Source organism: Microbacterium sp. K36 (assembly GCF_004794355.1).
Taxonomy (GTDB): Bacteria; Actinomycetota; Actinomycetes; order Actinomycetales; family Microbacteriaceae; genus Microbacterium; species Microbacterium paraoxydans_D.
In genome coordinates this window covers 1-16754 of sequence record NZ_SSDN01000086.1, presented here as the reverse complement: position 1 = coordinate 16754, position 16754 = coordinate 1, and the positions used below count along the sequence as shown (strand labels likewise).

At 70.5% G+C, this 16754-nt stretch carries 16 protein-coding genes; 12 read left to right on the top strand and 4 right to left on the bottom strand.

The annotated features are described in order from the left end of the window. Window positions 1-192 precede the first annotated feature (192 nt). From DW296_RS10915 to speB, 4 genes are read left to right on the top strand one after another with little or no spacing between them, the layout of a single operon-like run. Window positions 193-1536 (top strand): MFS transporter, encoded by a 1344-nt coding sequence (locus tag DW296_RS10915; RefSeq protein WP_136052253.1) that lies wholly within the window; start codon window positions 193-195, stop codon window positions 1534-1536. 42 nt (window positions 1537-1578) lie between these two features. After that, window positions 1579-3246, top strand: coding sequence for an amidohydrolase (locus tag DW296_RS10910; protein WP_136052252.1), 1668 nt, complete (start codon window positions 1579-1581; stop codon window positions 3244-3246). Window positions 3247-3256: 10 nt separating this feature from the next. Further along, window positions 3257-4873, top strand: coding sequence for a thiamine pyrophosphate-binding protein (locus DW296_RS10905; protein WP_136052251.1), 1617 nt, complete (start codon window positions 3257-3259; stop codon window positions 4871-4873). A gap of 32 nt (window positions 4874-4905) precedes the next feature. Next, a complete protein-coding gene (gene speB / locus DW296_RS10900) occupies window positions 4906-5853 on the top strand; it encodes an agmatinase (RefSeq protein WP_025102677.1) in 948 nt (315 codons plus the stop codon). A gap of 9 nt (window positions 5854-5862) precedes the next feature. Here the strand turns inward: speB and DW296_RS10895 are convergent, their stop codons facing one another. After that, window positions 5863-6735: a serine protein kinase RIO gene (locus DW296_RS10895; protein ID WP_136052250.1), complete on the bottom strand. Its 873-nt coding sequence runs from the start codon at window positions 6733-6735 to the stop codon at window positions 5863-5865. A gap of 249 nt (window positions 6736-6984) precedes the next feature. Between DW296_RS10895 and DW296_RS10890 the strand changes: the two genes are divergently transcribed. Beyond that, window positions 6985-8181, top strand: a complete 1197-nt coding sequence (locus tag DW296_RS10890) for an MFS transporter (protein ID WP_136052249.1) — start codon at window positions 6985-6987, stop codon at window positions 8179-8181. A 125-nt stretch (window positions 8182-8306) separates the two neighbouring features. On the opposite strand, the gene DW296_RS10885 is transcribed toward DW296_RS10890, so the two are convergent. Further along, window positions 8307-9272, bottom strand: coding sequence for a helix-turn-helix transcriptional regulator (locus DW296_RS10885; RefSeq protein ID WP_240743064.1), 966 nt, complete (start codon window positions 9270-9272; stop codon window positions 8307-8309). 84 nt (window positions 9273-9356) lie between these two features. On the opposite strand from DW296_RS10885, the gene DW296_RS10880 reads away from it, so the two are divergent. Beyond that, on the top strand, window positions 9357-9818 hold the full coding sequence (locus tag DW296_RS10880; RefSeq protein ID WP_085605135.1) for a DUF3817 domain-containing protein: 462 nt from the start codon (window positions 9357-9359) through the stop codon (window positions 9816-9818). Between the two features lie 24 nt (window positions 9819-9842). On the opposite strand, the gene DW296_RS10875 is transcribed toward DW296_RS10880, so the two are convergent. After that, window positions 9843-10451 carry an HAD family hydrolase gene (locus DW296_RS10875; protein ID WP_136052247.1) on the bottom strand — a complete coding sequence of 203 codons (609 nt, stop codon included), beginning with the start codon at window positions 10449-10451 and terminating at the stop codon, window positions 9843-9845. 32 nt (window positions 10452-10483) lie between these two features. Then, window positions 10484-11287, bottom strand: a complete 804-nt coding sequence (locus DW296_RS10870) for a MerR family transcriptional regulator (protein WP_136052246.1) — start codon at window positions 11285-11287, stop codon at window positions 10484-10486. Between the two features lie 211 nt (window positions 11288-11498). Here DW296_RS10870 and dnaK point away from each other — a divergent pair, with 211 nt between their 5' ends. From dnaK to DW296_RS10840, 6 genes are all read left to right on the top strand, one after another. Further along, window positions 11499-13361 carry a molecular chaperone DnaK gene (dnaK, locus tag DW296_RS10865; RefSeq protein ID WP_136052245.1) on the top strand — a complete coding sequence of 621 codons (1863 nt, stop codon included), beginning with the start codon at window positions 11499-11501 and terminating at the stop codon, window positions 13359-13361. 2 nt (window positions 13362-13363) lie between these two features. Further along, a complete protein-coding gene (gene grpE, locus DW296_RS10860; RefSeq protein WP_136052244.1) occupies window positions 13364-14008 on the top strand; it encodes a nucleotide exchange factor GrpE in 645 nt (214 codons plus the stop codon). A 7-nt stretch (window positions 14009-14015) separates the two neighbouring features. Next, on the top strand, window positions 14016-14999 hold the full coding sequence (locus DW296_RS10855; RefSeq protein WP_071329294.1) for a DnaJ C-terminal domain-containing protein: 984 nt from the start codon (window positions 14016-14018) through the stop codon (window positions 14997-14999). A 94-nt stretch (window positions 15000-15093) separates the two neighbouring features. Beyond that, window positions 15094-15507, top strand: coding sequence for a heat shock protein transcriptional repressor HspR (locus DW296_RS10850; protein ID WP_136052243.1), 414 nt, complete (start codon window positions 15094-15096; stop codon window positions 15505-15507). Window positions 15508-15554: 47 nt separating this feature from the next. After that, window positions 15555-16214 carry a GntR family transcriptional regulator gene (locus DW296_RS10845; protein ID WP_136052242.1) on the top strand — a complete coding sequence of 220 codons (660 nt, stop codon included), beginning with the start codon at window positions 15555-15557 and terminating at the stop codon, window positions 16212-16214. Between the two features lie 127 nt (window positions 16215-16341). Next, on the top strand, window positions 16342-16754 hold a 413-nt coding region (locus DW296_RS10840), incomplete at its 3' end, for a DoxX family protein (RefSeq protein WP_136052241.1).

Sequence of the window (16754 nt, the reverse complement as noted above, 5' to 3'; positions counted from 1 at the left end):
CGCAGTGCACGCTCGTCCCCGCAGAACCTCAGCGTAGGGGGCTACTCGACCGAGCGGAAAGCCCGGAGTGCGCGGCGCCGTGAACATAAGTCCAGTGAATGGCGCGGATCGCTGGAGTTCTGCCCTTGCCCGCGGCGCTCCGCGTCCGTAGCATCCTTCGCTATCCGACACCATCCGCGAAGGAGCGGGTCCATGACCATCACCCCCACCCCCCGAAGCGGCGTCCACAGCCGCGCACGCCGCGCCGGCATCGCCGCCTTCGTCGGCACCACCATCGAGTGGTACGACTTCTACGTCTACGCCACGGCCGCCGCCCTCGTCTTCGGCCCGCTGTTCTTCCCGAGCGACGACCCCCTGGCCGAGACCGCCGCGGCCTTCGCGACGTTCGCGGTCGCCTTCCTCGTCCGCCCCCTCGGCGGCATCGTCTTCGGGCACATCGGCGACAAGCTCGGCCGACGTGTCTCGCTGGTCATCACGCTGCTGCTGATGGGGGCCGCGACCGTCCTCGTCGGCTGCCTGCCGACCTACGAGAACATCGGCATCCTCGCGCCGATCCTCCTCATCCTGCTCCGCGCCATCCAGGGCCTCGCGGTCGGCGGCGAATGGGGCGGCGCGGTGCTCATGAGCGTGGAGCACGCTCCCGAGAAGTCGAAGACGTTCTACGGCGGCTTCACCCAGCTCGGCAACCCGGCCGGCGCCCTCCTCGCCTCCGGTATCTTCGCGATCATGGCCCGCGGCGGCGACACGTTCATCATCGACGGCGGCTGGCGCATCCCGTTCCTGCTGTCCATCGTGCTGATCGCGGTCGGCCTCTGGGTCCGGTATCGCGTCGAGGAGTCGCCGGTCTTCGAGGAGAAGATCGAGGGCCGCAAGCAGTCCATGCCGCTCGCGTTCGCCCTCCGTGTCAACTGGAAGCCGATCCTCCTCGGCATCGGCATCCTGCCCATCTCCACCGGCGGCTACTACCTCGCCACCACCTTCGCCACCGCCTACGCGACGGGCGAGCCCATCGCGATCAGCGAGCAGGTCATCCTCGATGCGATGACTCTGGCCTCGTTCGTGGAGTTCGTCGTGACGCTGCCGGTCGCTTGGCTCGGTGACAAGTGGGGCCGGAAGAACGTGATGTACATCGGCCTGATCACCTCGGTGCTGACCTTCGCGCCCTTCCTGCTGCTGATGCCCGGTCGCGTGGAGCCGCTGATCTTCCTCTTCGCCTCGCTCGTGCGCATCGCGATGAGCGCGACCTACGCCCCGATCGCGGCGATCCTCGCGCAGATGTTCCGTCCGCAGGCGCGCTACACGTCCATCGCGCTGTCGTACGGCGTCGGCGCCGCCATCTGGGCCGGATTCTCGCCCTGGTTCGCGACGCAGCTCATCGCCTGGACCGGCAGCGTCTGGTCGGTGATCGCGATGTTCGTGGGCATGGCCGTCATCGCCGGGATCTGCACGCGTCTCGCGCCGCAGCACTCCGACGAGGCCCCGGTCACGGCGTCGTTCACCGCCCGGACCGACACCACGGCGAACCGCCTGCCCTGACCGGCACCCTTCCCCCGCACGACACCACCGCGAACAGGCATCATGAGAAAGCTCACCCCCTTCGACCGCTCGGCCCAGGCCGCTCCCGTCCTCGTCACCGCGCGAGCCATCCACACGGCGGACGCGGCGGACACCACCGTCACCGCGATGCTGACCGACCGGGGGCGCATCGTCGCCCTCGGCACGGCGGCGGAGTGCGAGGATGTGGCGGCGCGGGCCGGACTCACCCCGGAACGCGTCGATCTGGGGGAGGCGGTGGTCGTGCCCGGCTTCGTGGACGCGCATGCGCATCCGCTGATGTTCGGGCAGATGATGACCTGGGTGGACTGCGGTCCGGAGAAGGCGGGGAGCATCCCGGAGATCGTGGCGCTGCTGAAGGCCGCCGCGGCGGATCTCCCCGCCGGGCGCCCGGTGCGCGGCTACGGCTACGAGCAGCGGAACCTCGCCGAGAAGCGGCACCCCACCCGCTTCGAGCTCGACGAGGTCGCCGCCGACCGCGAGGTGTACCTCATGAACGCCTCCGGCCACGGCGGGGTGGTGAACTCGTACACGCTGGAGCTCAACGGCGTCGACCGGGACACCCCGAACCCGGACGGCGGCGAGTTCTTCCGCGACGCCGACGGCGAGCTCACCGGCGAACTGTCCGACGCGGCGTGCAACATCCTCACCGGCGTCCACGGGGTGAAGATCGGCCACCACGGTCCGAACTTCCACCTCGCGGACGAGCCGGAGGAGCACCTGCGCCAGCTCGACGCGGCGACGCAGCGGTTCCTCGCGGGCGGGGTCACCTCCATCGGCGACTGTCAGGTCACGCGTCGCGAGTTCGACATGTACCTGCGGCTCGCCGAGGCCGGGCGGCTGGAGCTGCGCGTGTCGATGTACCTGCTGTCGCACCTGCTCGACGAGGCGCTGGAGATGGGGCTCGTCGGGCAGTTCGGCAACGCGCACCTCAGCTTCGCCGGCATCAAGTTCTACGCCGACGGCACGCTGGGCGGCTGGACCGCGTACTTCCCGGACGGCTACGTCGGCGACCCCTGCCGCACCGGCCAGCTCTACCACGAGCCCGCCGACTACGCGGAGCTCATCCGCAAGGCGCACGCGGCTGGACTGCAGACCGCGACCCACGCCCAGTCGCCCACCGCGATCGAGATGGTCGTGTCGGCGATCGAGGCGGCGCTCGCGGAACGTCCGGATGCGGACGCCCGGCACCGCATCGAGCACTGCGGCCTGCCGACCCCCGGGCAGATCGAGCGGATGGCGGCCGCCGGCATCCGTCCCGTGAACCAGACGCAGCACTACTTCAACTGGGGCGAGGGCGTGGAGGAGGCCATCGGCACGCCCGGTGAGCGCTTCAACCCGCTCGGGGAGTTCGAGCGTGCGGGCGTGCCCATGACGATCTCCTCGGACGCCCCGGTCGCCGAGCCCATCCCGCTGGAGGCGATCCAGACCGCGGTCACCCGGGTCACCCGGCGCGGGCACACGCTCGGCCCGGACGACCTGCGCATCTCCGCGACCGCGGCGCTGCGGGCGCACACGATCGAGGGCGCGGTCTCGATCGGCCGGGAGGACGACCTCGGCTCCCTGGAGCCGGGCAAGTACGCCGACTTCGCGGTGCTCTCGGACGACCCGCTCACGGTGCCGGCCGAGGAGATCGCGGCGATCGAGGTCCGTGAGACCTGGGTCGACGGCGTCCGTCGGCACGCGATGTGAGGATGACACGATGAGCACCGACGCCACCGGAGACGACCGGTACGCCGACACCGCAGGCCGTGCGGTCCTGGAGACCATCCGCGGCTACGGGGTGACCGCGGTCTTCGGCATCCCCGGCACGCACAACCTGGAGTTCTATCGGCCCCTCGCCGACCTCGGCATCCGCGCCGTGACCAACCGCCACGAGCAGGGGTCGGGGTACGGTGCCGACGGGTGGGCGCAGCAGACCGGGCTCCCCGGCGTGGTGATCACGACCTCGGGCCCCGGGCTCCAGAACGCGATGAGCGCGATCGGCACGGCCTTCTGCGAGTCGCGACCCCTCATCGTGCTCTCGCCCGGCGTGCCGCTCGGGGCGGAGTTCGCCGACGTGGGCACGCTGCACGAGACCAAGGACGCGACGGCCATGGTCGGCGCGATCGCGGAGTGGTCGCGACGGGTGTCGACCGCGGCGGAGGCGGTGCAGGCCGTGCACGACGCGTTCGACCTCTTCCGCACCGGCCGTCCCCGCCCCGTGCACATCGAGATCCCGCTCGACGTGCTGGAGGCGCCCGCCGCCGTGCCCGCGGAGGACCGGAAGCCGCGCCCGATGCCCGACCGCGTCTCCGGGGATCCGATCGCGCTCGCCGAGGCCGCCCGGCTGCTGTCCGCCGCCCGCCGCCCGGTGATCGTGGCCGGTGGGGGTGCGGTGGACGCCGCGCACCAGATTGCCGCGGTGGCGGAGCGGCTCGGAGCCCCCGTGCTCACAACCCTGAACGGCAAGGCGGTGCTCGACGAACGGCACCCGCTCTCGCTCGGCTCGAACCTGCGCCTCGCCGCCGCACGGGCTGTGGCCGAAGATGCCGACGTGCTGCTCGTGGTCGGCTCGAAGCTGGGCGAGGCGGAGCTCTGGGCTCCGCGGCTCGAGGCACGCGGCGCCGTGATCCGCGTCGACATCTCTCCGGAGCAGCGGGACAAGAACCTCACCGCGACGGTCGGTCTCACGGGGGATGCCGCCGCCGTGACCGACGTGCTGCTGCCGCTGCTGCCGGACCCCGCACGGCCCGCCCGTGACCTCACGGCCGAGCGGGCCGCGATCGAGGCCGAGTCGCGGGAGACCGCGCCGGACACCGTCGCGCTCGCCGAGATCATCGCCGACGCCCTCCCTGCCGACGCGATCGTCGCCGGCGACTCCTCCCAGATCGTCTACATGGCGCTCGGCAGCGTGCTGCGGCAGGAGCAGCCGCACTCCCTCCTCTACACGCCGACCTACGCCACGCTCGGTTATGGCCTCCCCGCCGCGATCGGCGCGGCCGTCGCGCAGACCGAACGCCCGGTCGTCACCGTCATCGGCGACGGCGCTCTGATGTTCTGCGTGAACGAGCTCGTCACCGCCGTCGAGCAGCGCCTCGACGTCACCGTGGTGTGCGTCGACAACGGCGGGTACGCGGAGATCCGCCAGAACGAGCTCGACCGGGGCATGACCCCGATCGGCGTCGACCTCGTGCAGCCGGACTGGGCCGCGCTCGCCACCGCCTTCGGGGCGACCGGGCGACGGGCGGCATCGCGCGCCGACATCGCCCCCAGCATCCGCGCGGCCATCGCCGACGGCGGGGTGCAGCTCGTGCACATCCCGCAGCACGCCCTCTGAGACCCACACCTCCCGACGAACAGGAACGAGAAATGACCGACAACATCGGCCCCGTCGACGCCTCCGTGAACCCGCGGTACTCCGGCATCGCCACCTTCGCCCGCCTGCCGCGCATCGAGGACGTGCCGCGCGCCGACATCGCGGTGGTCGGCATCCCGTTCGACTCCGGCGTGAGCTACCGCCCCGGCACCCGCTTCGGCCCGTCGCACGTGCGGGAGTCGTCCCGGCTGCTGCGGCCCTACAACCCCGCGCAGGACGTGTCGCCGTTCCAGCTCGCCCAGGTGGTGGATGCGGGGGACATCCCGGTGAACCCGTTCGACCTCACCGAGGCGGTGACCGAGGTCGAGCGCGCGGCGCTGGCGCTCGGTGAGCAGGTGCAGCGCCTCGTCACGATCGGCGGCGACCACACCGTGGCCCTTCCCCTGCTGCGGGCGGTGGCCGCGAAGCACGGACCCGTCGCGGTCCTCCACTTCGACGCCCACCTGGACACGTGGGACACCTACTTCGGGGCCCCCATCACGCACGGCACCCCCTTCCGCCGCGCGAGCGAGGAGGGGCTGATCGACCTCACCGCGAGCTGCCACGTCGGCACCCGCGGACCCCTGTACTCGAAGCAGGATCTCGAGGACGACGAGCGCCTCGGCTTCTCCATCGTCTCCAGCGAGTACATCGAGGAGCACGGGGTGGAGGCCGCGATCGACCGCATCCTCACCCGCATCGGCGACAAGCCGCTGTACGTCTCGATCGACATCGACGTGCTCGACCCCGCGCACGCGCCAGGCACCGGGACCCCCGAGGCGGGAGGGCTCACGAGTCGCGAGCTGCTGCGCATCCTCCGGGCGCTGCGCGACCGCGACATCGTCGGCGCCGACGTCGTGGAGGTGTCGCCCGCGTACGATCACGCCCAGATGACCGGGATCGCCGCGAGCCACGTCGTGTACGAGCTGGTGACCCTTCTCGCCGCCCGACTCGCCTCCTGACACCCGGGGTCAGAACAGCGTCCCGAGGAGGTCCGCGAATAGGGCCTCGGCGTCGCACTCCACCCGTCGCCGTGCGAACCAGTCGCACACGTTGACGCAGTCGCGGTGCAGGAGGTCGAGGCCCTGCGGATTCGCGATCACGTCGACGATCTGCGGCAGGTCGATCACCCGCACCCGCCCCTCGTGCACGAGGAGGTTGTAGGCGGAGAGGTCGCCGTGCGCGAAGCCCGCGGCGGCGAAGACCCGCATGAGTTCGACCACCTGCGTGAAGTACTCCTGCATCTCGGCGTTCGACCCGCGCACCTGGGCGAGCCGGGGTGCCGCGATGCCCCGGTCGTCGCCGAGGAACTCCATGAGCACCTCGGTGCCGCTGACCTGCACGGGATAGGGGACCGGGGCACCGCGCTCCCACATCCGGCACAGGGCCTCGAACTCCGCGAGCGACCACTGGGCCGCGGCGACCTCCCGTCCGTGGGCGGTCTTCTTGGCGAGGGCGCGCGTGTCGCGGGTGTTCCGCGTGCTGCGTCCCTCGGTGTAGACGGCGGAGCGCTGGAAGCTCCGGTTCTCGATGCCGCTGTAGCGCTTGGCGGCGAGGAGGGTGCGCTGCGTCGGGTCGTCGGGCACGGCGCGCTCCAGCAGGAACACGTCGGCCTCCTTGCCGGTCTTCAGGATGCCGAGCTCGGTGTCCAGGGCGCCGGCGGAGGTCACCACCCAGGCGGGGCGGGGTTCCGGCCCCCGCTCGGTGGGGGTGGACGACGGCCAGGTCGTCCAGCGCTGGTCCGGGCCGGGCTCGACCTCGGCGAAGGAGAGGGCGGTCTCGAGGGCGTCGAAGGGGGTGGCGTCGAAGGACGCGGCTTCCGAGGAAGCGGGGGATTCGGTCACGGTGTGGCTCCGGGAAGGGAGGCCACGCGGCGATCAGGAGCGGGTGGCCTCGAAGGGAAGGTGGTCGGCGAAAAGCACGACGACGACAGCGTTCATCTCATCGCCTCCTTCGCTCGGGCTTCCCGGGCGGATCCCGGTGCGTCGTCGAGCCTAGGGGGTCCCCCGGGGGTTGTCCAGGGCCGGACGATCGGTCGGATGCGGCGGACGACCGGTCGGGCGCGCGCCCGACCTCGTTGCGAGTCTGGAAACATGACCACGACCGCCCCCGTCCCGACTCTGCCGACCACCCGCGGCGACCGCATCCGCTACGGAGGTCTCATCGCCCTCATGGTGATGGGCTTCCTGCTGGTGACCGCCGAGTTCCTCCCCAACGGAGTGCTCACCGAGATGGCGGACGGCCTCGGGGTGACCCCCGGCCAGGCCGGGCAGACCGTCACCGTCACCGCGCTCGTCGGGCTCTTCGTCGCCCCGACCGTCGGCCTCGTGTTCCCCCGTCTGGACCGTCGGTCGCTGCTGGTGTGGATGGCGCTCGCCGCCGCCGTGTCGAACCTCGTGGTCGCCATCGCGCCGAACCTCGTGGTCGTGCTGCTGGCGCGGTTCCTGCTGGGAGCGGCGATCAGCGCCTACTGGACGATGTCGATCACGGTCGCCGCGCGGCTCGCGGGGCCGGAGCACCTCGGTCGCGGGGTCATGTTCACCTCCGCGGGCGTCTCGCTCGCCACGGTCGCCGGCGTCCCGCTCGGGGTCATGCTGAGCGAGGTCGTCGACTGGCGTGCCGTGTTCGCGATCGCGGGAGTGCTCATGGTCGTGCTGGCCGTGGCCCTGCGGTGGGCGCTGCCGACCGTCCCAGCCGAGCGCGCGTCGAGCCTGCGTCTGCTCGTCGACACGGTGCGGCGTCCGGGCATCGGCCTCGGGATGGTCGGACACGTGCTCGTCGTGCTCGGCCACTTCCTCGCCTACACCTACGTCCGCCTCGCGCTGGAGCGCATCCCGGACGTGGACGCCTCGACGATCGTCGTGCTGCTGGCGCTGTTCGGCGTCGGAGGCCTCCTCGGCAACCTCTCCATCGGCCTCGTGATCGACCGCTCCTTCGCCTTCTTCGCGGTGTTCGCGCCGCTGGTGATCTCGGCCGCCGTGCTGTCGATGGTGCTCTTCTCCGGATCGATCATCGGCATCGGCGCGGTCGTGCTCCTCTGGGGCTTCTTCTTCTCTTCGTGGCTGATCGTCGTGAACACTTGGGTGGGCCACCGCATGCCGGACCGCCTGGAGGCCGGGGGCAGCCTCGTGGTCGTCGGGTTCCAGGGGGCGATCACGCTCGCGGCTGGCGTGGGCGGACTCCTCGTCGACACGCTGAGCGTCGAGCTGGTCTACACGATCGGTGCGGTCTCGCTCCTCGCCGGTGCCGTGCTCTTCGGCCTCTCGAACCGCCGCAGCTCCCGCTCCTGACCCCGGGCCGCCCGGGCACGACTTCGGAGCAGGCCGACGACACGCCGTCCCCTCAGGCCCGGGGCCGGCATGTCGCCCCGGGTCTCCGAAGCCGTGCCCGCCCAGGCAGGGGCGAGGTCGCGGGGTCAGGCCGGGACGAGGGAGTGCGAGGCGCGCCAGGAGGACGGGGTCATGCCCGTCCGGCGGCGGAAGGCGCGGCTGAAGCCCTCGTCCGAGGCGTAGCCGAGCTCGCGCGAGACGCTCGAGACCGACTGCCCGGCCTGGAGCATCCGCTTCGCGGCGTCGATCCGCACCTCGGTGACGTAGTCGGCCGGGGAGCGGCCCACGGTGAGACGGAACCGCTCCGCGAAGGCCGAGCGTGACATGGCCCCGACGGCGGCCAGGCGCTCGACGGTCCAGTCTCGTCCCGGCTGCTCGTGGATGGCGTCCACCACCCGGTCGAGGAAGGGGTCCTTCGACAGCGAGGGCCACCCCGCGGGCGCACAGCCGTTGGCCGCCCAGGCCCGGATGACCGAGAGCAGCACGGTGGTCGCCATCATCCGGCAGATCAACGGGTCTCCCTGGCGCACCGGGCACGCGGGCGCATCGACCACGCCCATGTTCTCGGCGAGGGCGGCGGCGGCCGGCTCCAGCGCGTCGAATCCGGTCACCGCGAGGAAGGGCGGCAGGAGCGCGGGGAGGGGAGAGGCGGTGTCCGCGAGCTCGATGTCGACGACGAGGAGCGTGGTGTCGGCATCGGCCTCCAGTGCGAAGGTGTCGCCGCGGAGCAGGAGGAAGGCGTCGCCGGACACGAGTCGGTCGCGGTGCCCTGGCTCCTCGACCGTGAGCTGCTGAGAGGCACGGTCCACATCGAGGCGGCAGCCCGTGCCCAGAGGCGGATGCCCATGCACGGCGCCGTCGGCGAGGTAGACGAGGGTGATCCGGCCGGGCGGCAGCGGGAGGAGTCCTCCGGGGGTCAGCCGCACGCGGCGGGCGATCCCCACCCGCAGGTCCACCGTGCCGAGCACAGCGGACAGCGCATCCGCGTCCACCGTCACCATGCCTTCGGCAACGTCGGCCGCCGTCCCCCTATTCCCCTCCGAATCGCTCACCTTGCTCCATTTCGGCGGCGGATCGGGCCAAGTGGGCGATTCGAAGCGGGATACGCTGGAGGGGTACCCCACCCGAGGAGTTCCGTGTTCCGCACCCCTGGCCGCCTGTACCGTGTCCTCGCGATCGCGGAGGCGATCACCTGGACCCTCCTCATCGCCGCGATCATCGCCCGCGCCGTCGGTGCCCCGGGAGTCGTGGTGACGGTCGGCGGCGGCATCCACGGTTTCGTGTTCCTCGCCTACGCCGCGACCGCCGTCCTCGTCGCGCTCAACCAGCGCTGGCACCCCGGCGTCGGCGTGCTCGCCGTCCTCAGCGCCGTCGTGCCGTACGCCACCATCCCGATGGAGATCTGGCTGCACCGCACCGGTCGACTCCGGGGCGACTGGCGGCTCGACGCGACCGACGACCCGCGCGACCGTCGCTGGTACGACCGCCTCATGCGCTGGTTCCTCCGTCGCCCCTGGGTGCTCGCGGTGCTGCTGGTCGTGGGCATCGTCGCGCTGTACGTGATCCTGCTGCTGGTCGGCCCGCCCGGGGGCAAGTGACCCGACTCCGAAGGGCGTGATGCCCTAAGGGATCGGCGTCGATGCCGCCGCGCCGGGGACGCCGACGGCGTGGAGGGCAGTCCGCAGCGCGGCGACTCCGGTGAAGTGGTGCGTGGTCATGCCCAGCGCTCGCGCGCCGCTGAGTTTCCCCGGCGAATCGTCGAGGAAGAAGACCTCCTCCGGTGGGAGGTCGAGGGCCGCGGCCACATGGCGGAAAGCCTGGACGTCCGGCTTGGCGTGTCCGATGTCGGCGGAGTTGAACACCCGATCGAAGTACGCGTCGATGCCGCTGTCGCGAAGCTCCTCGGCGATGGTGTCGGTGCCGTTCGTGAGGATGGCGCAGATCGTCCCGTGAGACCGCAGCGCGTCGACGAGCACCAGCACGTCCCGGTCGGCGGCGAACGGTGTGCGTCCCCATTCCTGCGCTGCGGCGGCGGACCCCGCGGCCTCTCCGACGCGGATGATCCACTCCTCGCGGGTGAGGAGTCCCGTGGTCACCTCGTCGATCAGTGGGGCGGAGAAGGCGATGCGGGCGATCGCGCCGTCCGCGAGCCCGTGCCGTGCCTCCAGGGTGGGGTCGTGGTCGAAGTGACGGATGACCCCGTCGAGGTCGAAGAGCACGGCGCGGATCATCTCCCCATCCTGCCTCCCGGGCGAGCGCCGCGTCAGCGCCGCGCGACGGGCTGCTGGAGTTCGGTGACCCAGTCCGACTGGTCGTCCCCGACGGCGCGGACGTAGAGCTCCCGACACGGCCCGGCGTGCACGAGGCCGCGCGCGACCACCTCGGTGTGGATGGCGTGCCAGCTCTCCGCGATCCGCTCCATCGAGCCGAGGTGCACCCCGCAGACGGCGTCCTCCTCGGCGGGGAGCTCGATGATCTCGATCCCGTCGGCGGCGGGGCCGGAGTAGGAGTATCCGGCGACGACCTCCATCCCGTCCGGCAGCGTCCGGTACTGGGCGATCGGGGTGGTGAGGGCGCCGCACTCGTCTCCGATGACCTCGGCCACGGCGTCGAAGGAGGGACCCACGACCTCGGCGACCGCCGGCTGCTCGGCGACGACGGTGCGCACGGCCGCCAGGCGCACGGCGGGGAGGGGCTTCTGGACGATCTCGATCTGCGACATGTGCTTCTCCTTCTCGATGAGGTGGAGGCGCCGCTCCACATCGACGAGTCGCGCGGCGGCGAGCCGGTGCTCCTGCTCCACCTCGGCGCGCCGGATGCGCAGCAGTGCGGCGATCCGGTCGGCGTCGACGCCCTCCGCGAGGATCGACGAGATGGCGTCGAGGCCGAAGCCGAGCTGCCTGAGGGCGACGATCCGGTGCAGCCGCTCGAGTTGCGAGGGGTCATAGGAGCGGTAACCGCTGGACTCGTCCACGTGGGCGGGCACGAGCAGCCCGGCCGTGTCCCAATGCCGGAGCATCCGGTGGGTCACCTGGCCGATCTGCGCGAACGCTCCGATGGACAACATGTCTCTGTTCTCCCGTCTGACACCGTGTGAGAGTCAAGCATGGCGGCTCGCGGGCATGAGACGGCCCGGCAGGAAAACTTGAGCCCGTTCATATCAAGTTCATTTGACAGCGTTCGGGCCTCGGCGTACACTTGAGCCATCGCGACTCAGGTTTCCCTGATCGCCGCAGGTTTTCAGACCACTACAGACTTCCCAACAAAGGAGAGAACACATGGCACGTGCTGTCGGTATCGACCTCGGAACCACCAACTCCGTCGTCAGCGTCCTCGAGGGTGGCGAGCCCAAGGTCATCGCCAACGCCGAGGGCTTCCGCACGACCCCTTCGGTCGTCGCCTTCACCAAGGACGGAGAGGTGCTCGTCGGCGAGACCGCGAAGCGCCAGGCCGTCACCAACGTCGACCGGACGATCGCTTCGGTCAAGCGCCACATGGGCACCGACTGGACCTTCGACGTCGACGGCAAGAAGTGGACGCCGCAGGAGATCTCCGCGCGCATCCTCCAGAAGCTCAAGCGCGACGCCGAGTCGTACCTTGGTGACACCGTGACCGACGCCGTCATCACGGTTCCGGCGTACTTCAACGACGCCGAGCGTCAGGCCACCAAGGAGGCCGGTGAGATCGCGGGCCTCAACGTGCTCCGCATCATCAACGAGCCGACCGCGGCTGCCCTGGCCTACGGCCTCGACAAGGGCAAGGAGGACGAGCTCATCCTCGTCTTCGACCTCGGTGGCGGAACGTTCGACGTCTCCCTCCTCGAGGTGGGCAAGGACGACGACTTCTCCACGATCCAGGTGCGCGCCACCGCCGGTGACAACCGTCTCGGTGGAGACGACTGGGACCAGCGTCTCGTCGACTACCTGATTAAGCAGTTCAAGGAGACCACGGGCGTCGACGTCTCGGGTGACAAGATCGCCCTGCAGCGCCTCAAGGAGGCCGCGGAGCAGGCGAAGAAGGAGCTCTCCAGCTCCACGTCCACGAGCATCAACCTCCCGTACCTGTCGCTGACCGACTCGGGCCCCGTCTCGCTCTCCGAGACCGTGACCCGCGCCAAGTTCGAGGACCTCACGAAGGACCTGCTCGACCGCACCAAGAAGCCCTTCGAGGACGTCATCCGCGAGGCCGGCATCAAGGTGTCCGACATCGACCACATCGTCCTCGTGGGTGGTTCGACCCGTATGCCCGCCGTCGCCGAGCTCGTCAAGCGCGAGACCGGCAAGGAAGCCAACAAGGGTGTGAACCCAGACGAGGTCGTCGCCGTCGGCGCCGCGCTGCAGGCCGGTGTCCTCAAGGGTGAGCGCAAGGACGTCCTGCTCATCGACGTCACCCCGCTCTCCCTCGGCATCGAGACCAAGGGTGGCATGATGACCAAGCTCATCGAGCGCAACACGGCCATCCCGACCAAGCGGAGCGAGACCTTCACCACGGCCGACGACAACCAGCCGTCCGTCGCGATCCAGGTCTTCCAGGGCGAGCGTGACTTCACGCGCGACAACAAGCCGCTCGGCACCTTCGAGCTGACCGGCATCGCGCCGGCTCCCCGTGGCATCCCGCAGATCGAGGTCACCTTCGACATCGACGCCAACGGCATCGTCCACGTGTCCGCGAAGGACAAGGGCACCGGCACCGAGAAGTCGATCGTCATCTCCGGCGGCTCGTCGCTGTCGAAGGAGGACATCGAGCGCATGGTGCGCGAGGCCGAGGAGCACGCCGCCGAGGACAAGGCGCGTCGTGAGGCCGCGGAGACCCGCAACCAGGCCGAGACCCTCGCCTACTCCATCGAGAAGCTCATCTCCGAGAACGAGGACAAGCTCCCCGAGGACGTGAAGACCGAGGTCAAGGCCGACGTCGATGCGCTCAAGACGGCACTGGCCGGCGACGACGACGAGGCCGTGAAGACCGCGTTCGAGAAGCTCAACCAGTCCCAGTCGAAGCTCGGCGAGGCGATCTACGCCTCCTCGCAGGCGGACGCCGCCGGCGCTTCGGCCGAGGGCGAGGCCCCGACCGGTGACGCCCCCTCCTCCGAGGAGGACGTCATCGACGCCGAGGTCGTCGACGACGAGGACGAGAAGAAGTAATCATGACGGACAAGAACTTCGACGAGAACGAGGTTCCGGAGGGGTCGGATGCTCAGGCATCCGGCCCCGTGCCGCAGAACCAGGACTCCCGCGAGGCGAAGGCCACCGAGGGCTCGGACGAGACCCCGGTCGACGCCGCTGCCGAGACGGAGGAAGGGCTGACGGTCGAGGACATCCTCGGCGCCGCGCAGACGGCGGATGCCGCCGCCGGCGACGCCGCGATCGCCGACGCCGAGAACGCCCTGCTGACCGACCTCAAGCGCCTGCAGGCCGAGTACGCGAACTACCGCCGCCGCACCGAGGAGCAGCGCCAGATCGAGATCGAGCGTGCGAAGGGCGAGGCCGCCAAGGGTCTCATCCCTGTGCTCGACGACCTGGCCCGCGCCGAGCAGCACGGCGACCTGGTCGAAGGCAGCCCCTTCGCCGTGATCGCCGAGAAGGTGCGTACGGTCGTGGAGCGGCTTGGCGTGGTCGCCTACGGCGAGAAGGGGGAGGAGTTCGACCCCCAGCGTCACGAGGCGATCTTCCAGCAGCCGACCCCCGGCACCTCCAAGACCACGGTGCTCGAGGTCGTCGAGGTGGGCTACCGCCTCGGCGAGGTCGAGCTGCGTCCTGCGAAGGTCGTCGTCGCCGTCCCTGCGGAGTAGGTGATCGATGGCCAGCCAGGATTGGTTCGACAAGGACTTCTACAAGACCCTCGGGGTCTCGAAGGACGTCAGTGACGCTGACCTGAAGAAGACGTACCGCAAGCTCGCGCGCAAGTATCACCCCGACTCCAATCAGGGCGATGCGAAGGCCGAGGCCAAGTTCAAGGAGATCAGCGAGGCCTACTCGGTGCTCTCCGACGCCGAGCAGCGCAAGGAGTACGACGAGATCCGCGCCATGGGTTCGGGCGCTCGCTTCACGGCGAGCGGCTCGGGCGCCGGCGGGTTCGAAGACGTCTTCAGCCGGTTCGGACAGCAGGGGCGCGGCCAGACCGCCGACTTCGAGGACATCTTCGCGATGTTCAACCAGGGCCAGGGCAGCTCGTTCGGCGGTGGCCGGTTCGGGCAGCCGAGCGGCGGCTTCCGAGGCTTCGGCGGCCCGCAGCGCGGCGCCGACGTCACGGCCCGCACCACGCTGGACTTCAGCACCGCCGTGCAGGGCGAGACCATCACCCTGCAGGGCGAGGACGGCAAGCCGTTCAAGGTGAAGATCCCCGCGGGTGTCGCCGACGGACAGAAGATCCGGTTGCGGGGCCGTGGTCGTCCCTCGCCCGATGGCGGGGAGAACGGAGACATCGTGGTGCAGATCACGGTGCGTCCGCACCCGGTCTTCACACGGGACGGCCTCAACCTCCGCCTCGTGGTCCCGGTCACATTCACCGAGGCGACGCTGGGCGCGACCATCGAGGTCCCGACCCTCGGTGGCGACGTGGTGAAGCTCCGCGTGGCCCCCGGGACCCCGTCCGGTCGCGTGCTCCGCGTCAAGGGTCGTGGTGTCGCGACCGCCAAGGGGACCGGCGATTTGCTCGCCGAGCTCCAGGTCGCGGTGCCGACGCACCTCGACGACGCCGCGCGCGAGGCTCTCGAGCGGTTCCAGGAGCTGGAGCCGCAGGAGAACCCGCGGGCCGAGCTCATGGCGAAAGCCCGCCGTTGACGAGCACAGGCTTTCGCGTCGGGTCAGGCGCTTCCGGAAGGGAGTTGCCTGACCTGGCGCGGCGGCCTGACGTGAAATCAGGAAGGAAGGCGTGATGGACGCGGACACTCCGGTCTTCGCGATCGCCGCAGCCGCCAAGCTCTCCGGCCTGCACCCCCAGACCCTCCGTCAGTACGACCGGATCGGCCTCGTGGTGCCGGGACGGACGCCCGGCGGCTCCCGTCGTTATTCGCACCGCAACATCGAGCAGCTGCGCGAGGTCGCCCAGCTCTCCTCCGAAGGGGTCAGTCTCCCCGCGATCGCCCGGCTCCTCGACCTGGAGGACGAGAACCGGATGCTGCGCGACCGTGTCGTCGCACTGGAGGGCGCCCTCCGCGCCGAGCGGGAGAACCGCCCCGGCGTGCGGGTGTTCGCCGCCGGATCCGCGGGTGTCGTGCCCATGCCGACCGGCCGCCGCATCCGTCGCTCGACGGAACTCGTGCTGTGGAGTCCGCGCTCCGGAGCCTGACCGCGCACCCCGGTGTGTATCCTGTCAACTGTTAACAGGAGGTCACCATGACGCAGACCGTCACCCGCGGGGAGTCGCTGGGAGCGCAGGTCGCGCGCGTGCTGCGCCAGCGCATCGTCCGGGGGGAGCTCGCACCGGGGGCCCGCCTCACCGAAGAGGCCCTCGCCGAGGAGTTCGCCGTCAGCCGCGGTCCCGTGCGCGACGCCCTGACCCAGCTCAGCTTCGAGAAGCTCGTCGAGGTGCAGCGTCCGCGCGGCGTCTACATCGTGGGTCTCACCAGCGACGACGTCGATCAGCTCTACAGTCTGCGGGGCGCGCTGGAGCAGCTCGCCCTCTTGCGGGCGATGCGGGTCGACGACGACGACCGGTGGCAGCCGATGGCCGACGCCGTCCAGCGCATGGCCGAGGCCGCGGACGCGGGTGACCATGCGGCCTTCGTCACGGCCGACCTCGACTTCCACTCCCAGATCTACGCCCTCGCCGATCACCCCCGGCTGGAGGGGGCCTGGAACCAGTACCTCCCCACGTTCACGGCCCTGCTCGAGGTCACGATCAATCACGACGAAGACCTGCACGAGTCGTCGGACGATCACGTGAAGCTGCTCGACGTCATGCGCACGGGAGCCCCGGAGGACGCCGCCGCGGTGCTCTCGGCTCACCTCGACGGCGCCCGGGAGCGGATGCTCCACGAGGTCGGCTCCCGCTGAGGTCGCCCTCGTCCGCGAAGTCGAGGCGTTCAGCGGACGGAAAAGAACGGTTCCTACCGTGGGGGCCAGGGCAAGAGCCCTGGTCCGCGCCCGCGCGGGTGTCCTGCCACGAAGGAAGAACCTCCTCATGACGAACACCACAGCCTCCGCCTCCTCCGCCTCGTCGCTCGGACTCCTCGTCCTGCGCATCGTCGTCGGCGCGATCTTCGCCGCCCACGGCGCTCAGAAGATCTTCGAGTTCACGATCCCCGGCACCATCGGCAGCTTCGCCGGGATGGGGGTCCCGCTCGCCGAGATCGCCGCGCCCGTCGTGGCTTTCCTCGAACTCATCGGCGGGATCCTGCTGATCCTCGGTCTGCTCACGCGCCCGGTCGGCATCCTGCTCGCGGCCGACATGCTGGTCGCCCTCGTGCTCGTGCACCTGCCCGCCGGCCTGTGGGTGACGGCCGGCGGCTACGAGTTCGTCGCGGTGCTCGGCGCCGCGGCCCTCGCGCTCGCCCTCACGGGCGCGGGGCGCTACTCCATCGACGCCGCCGCCCT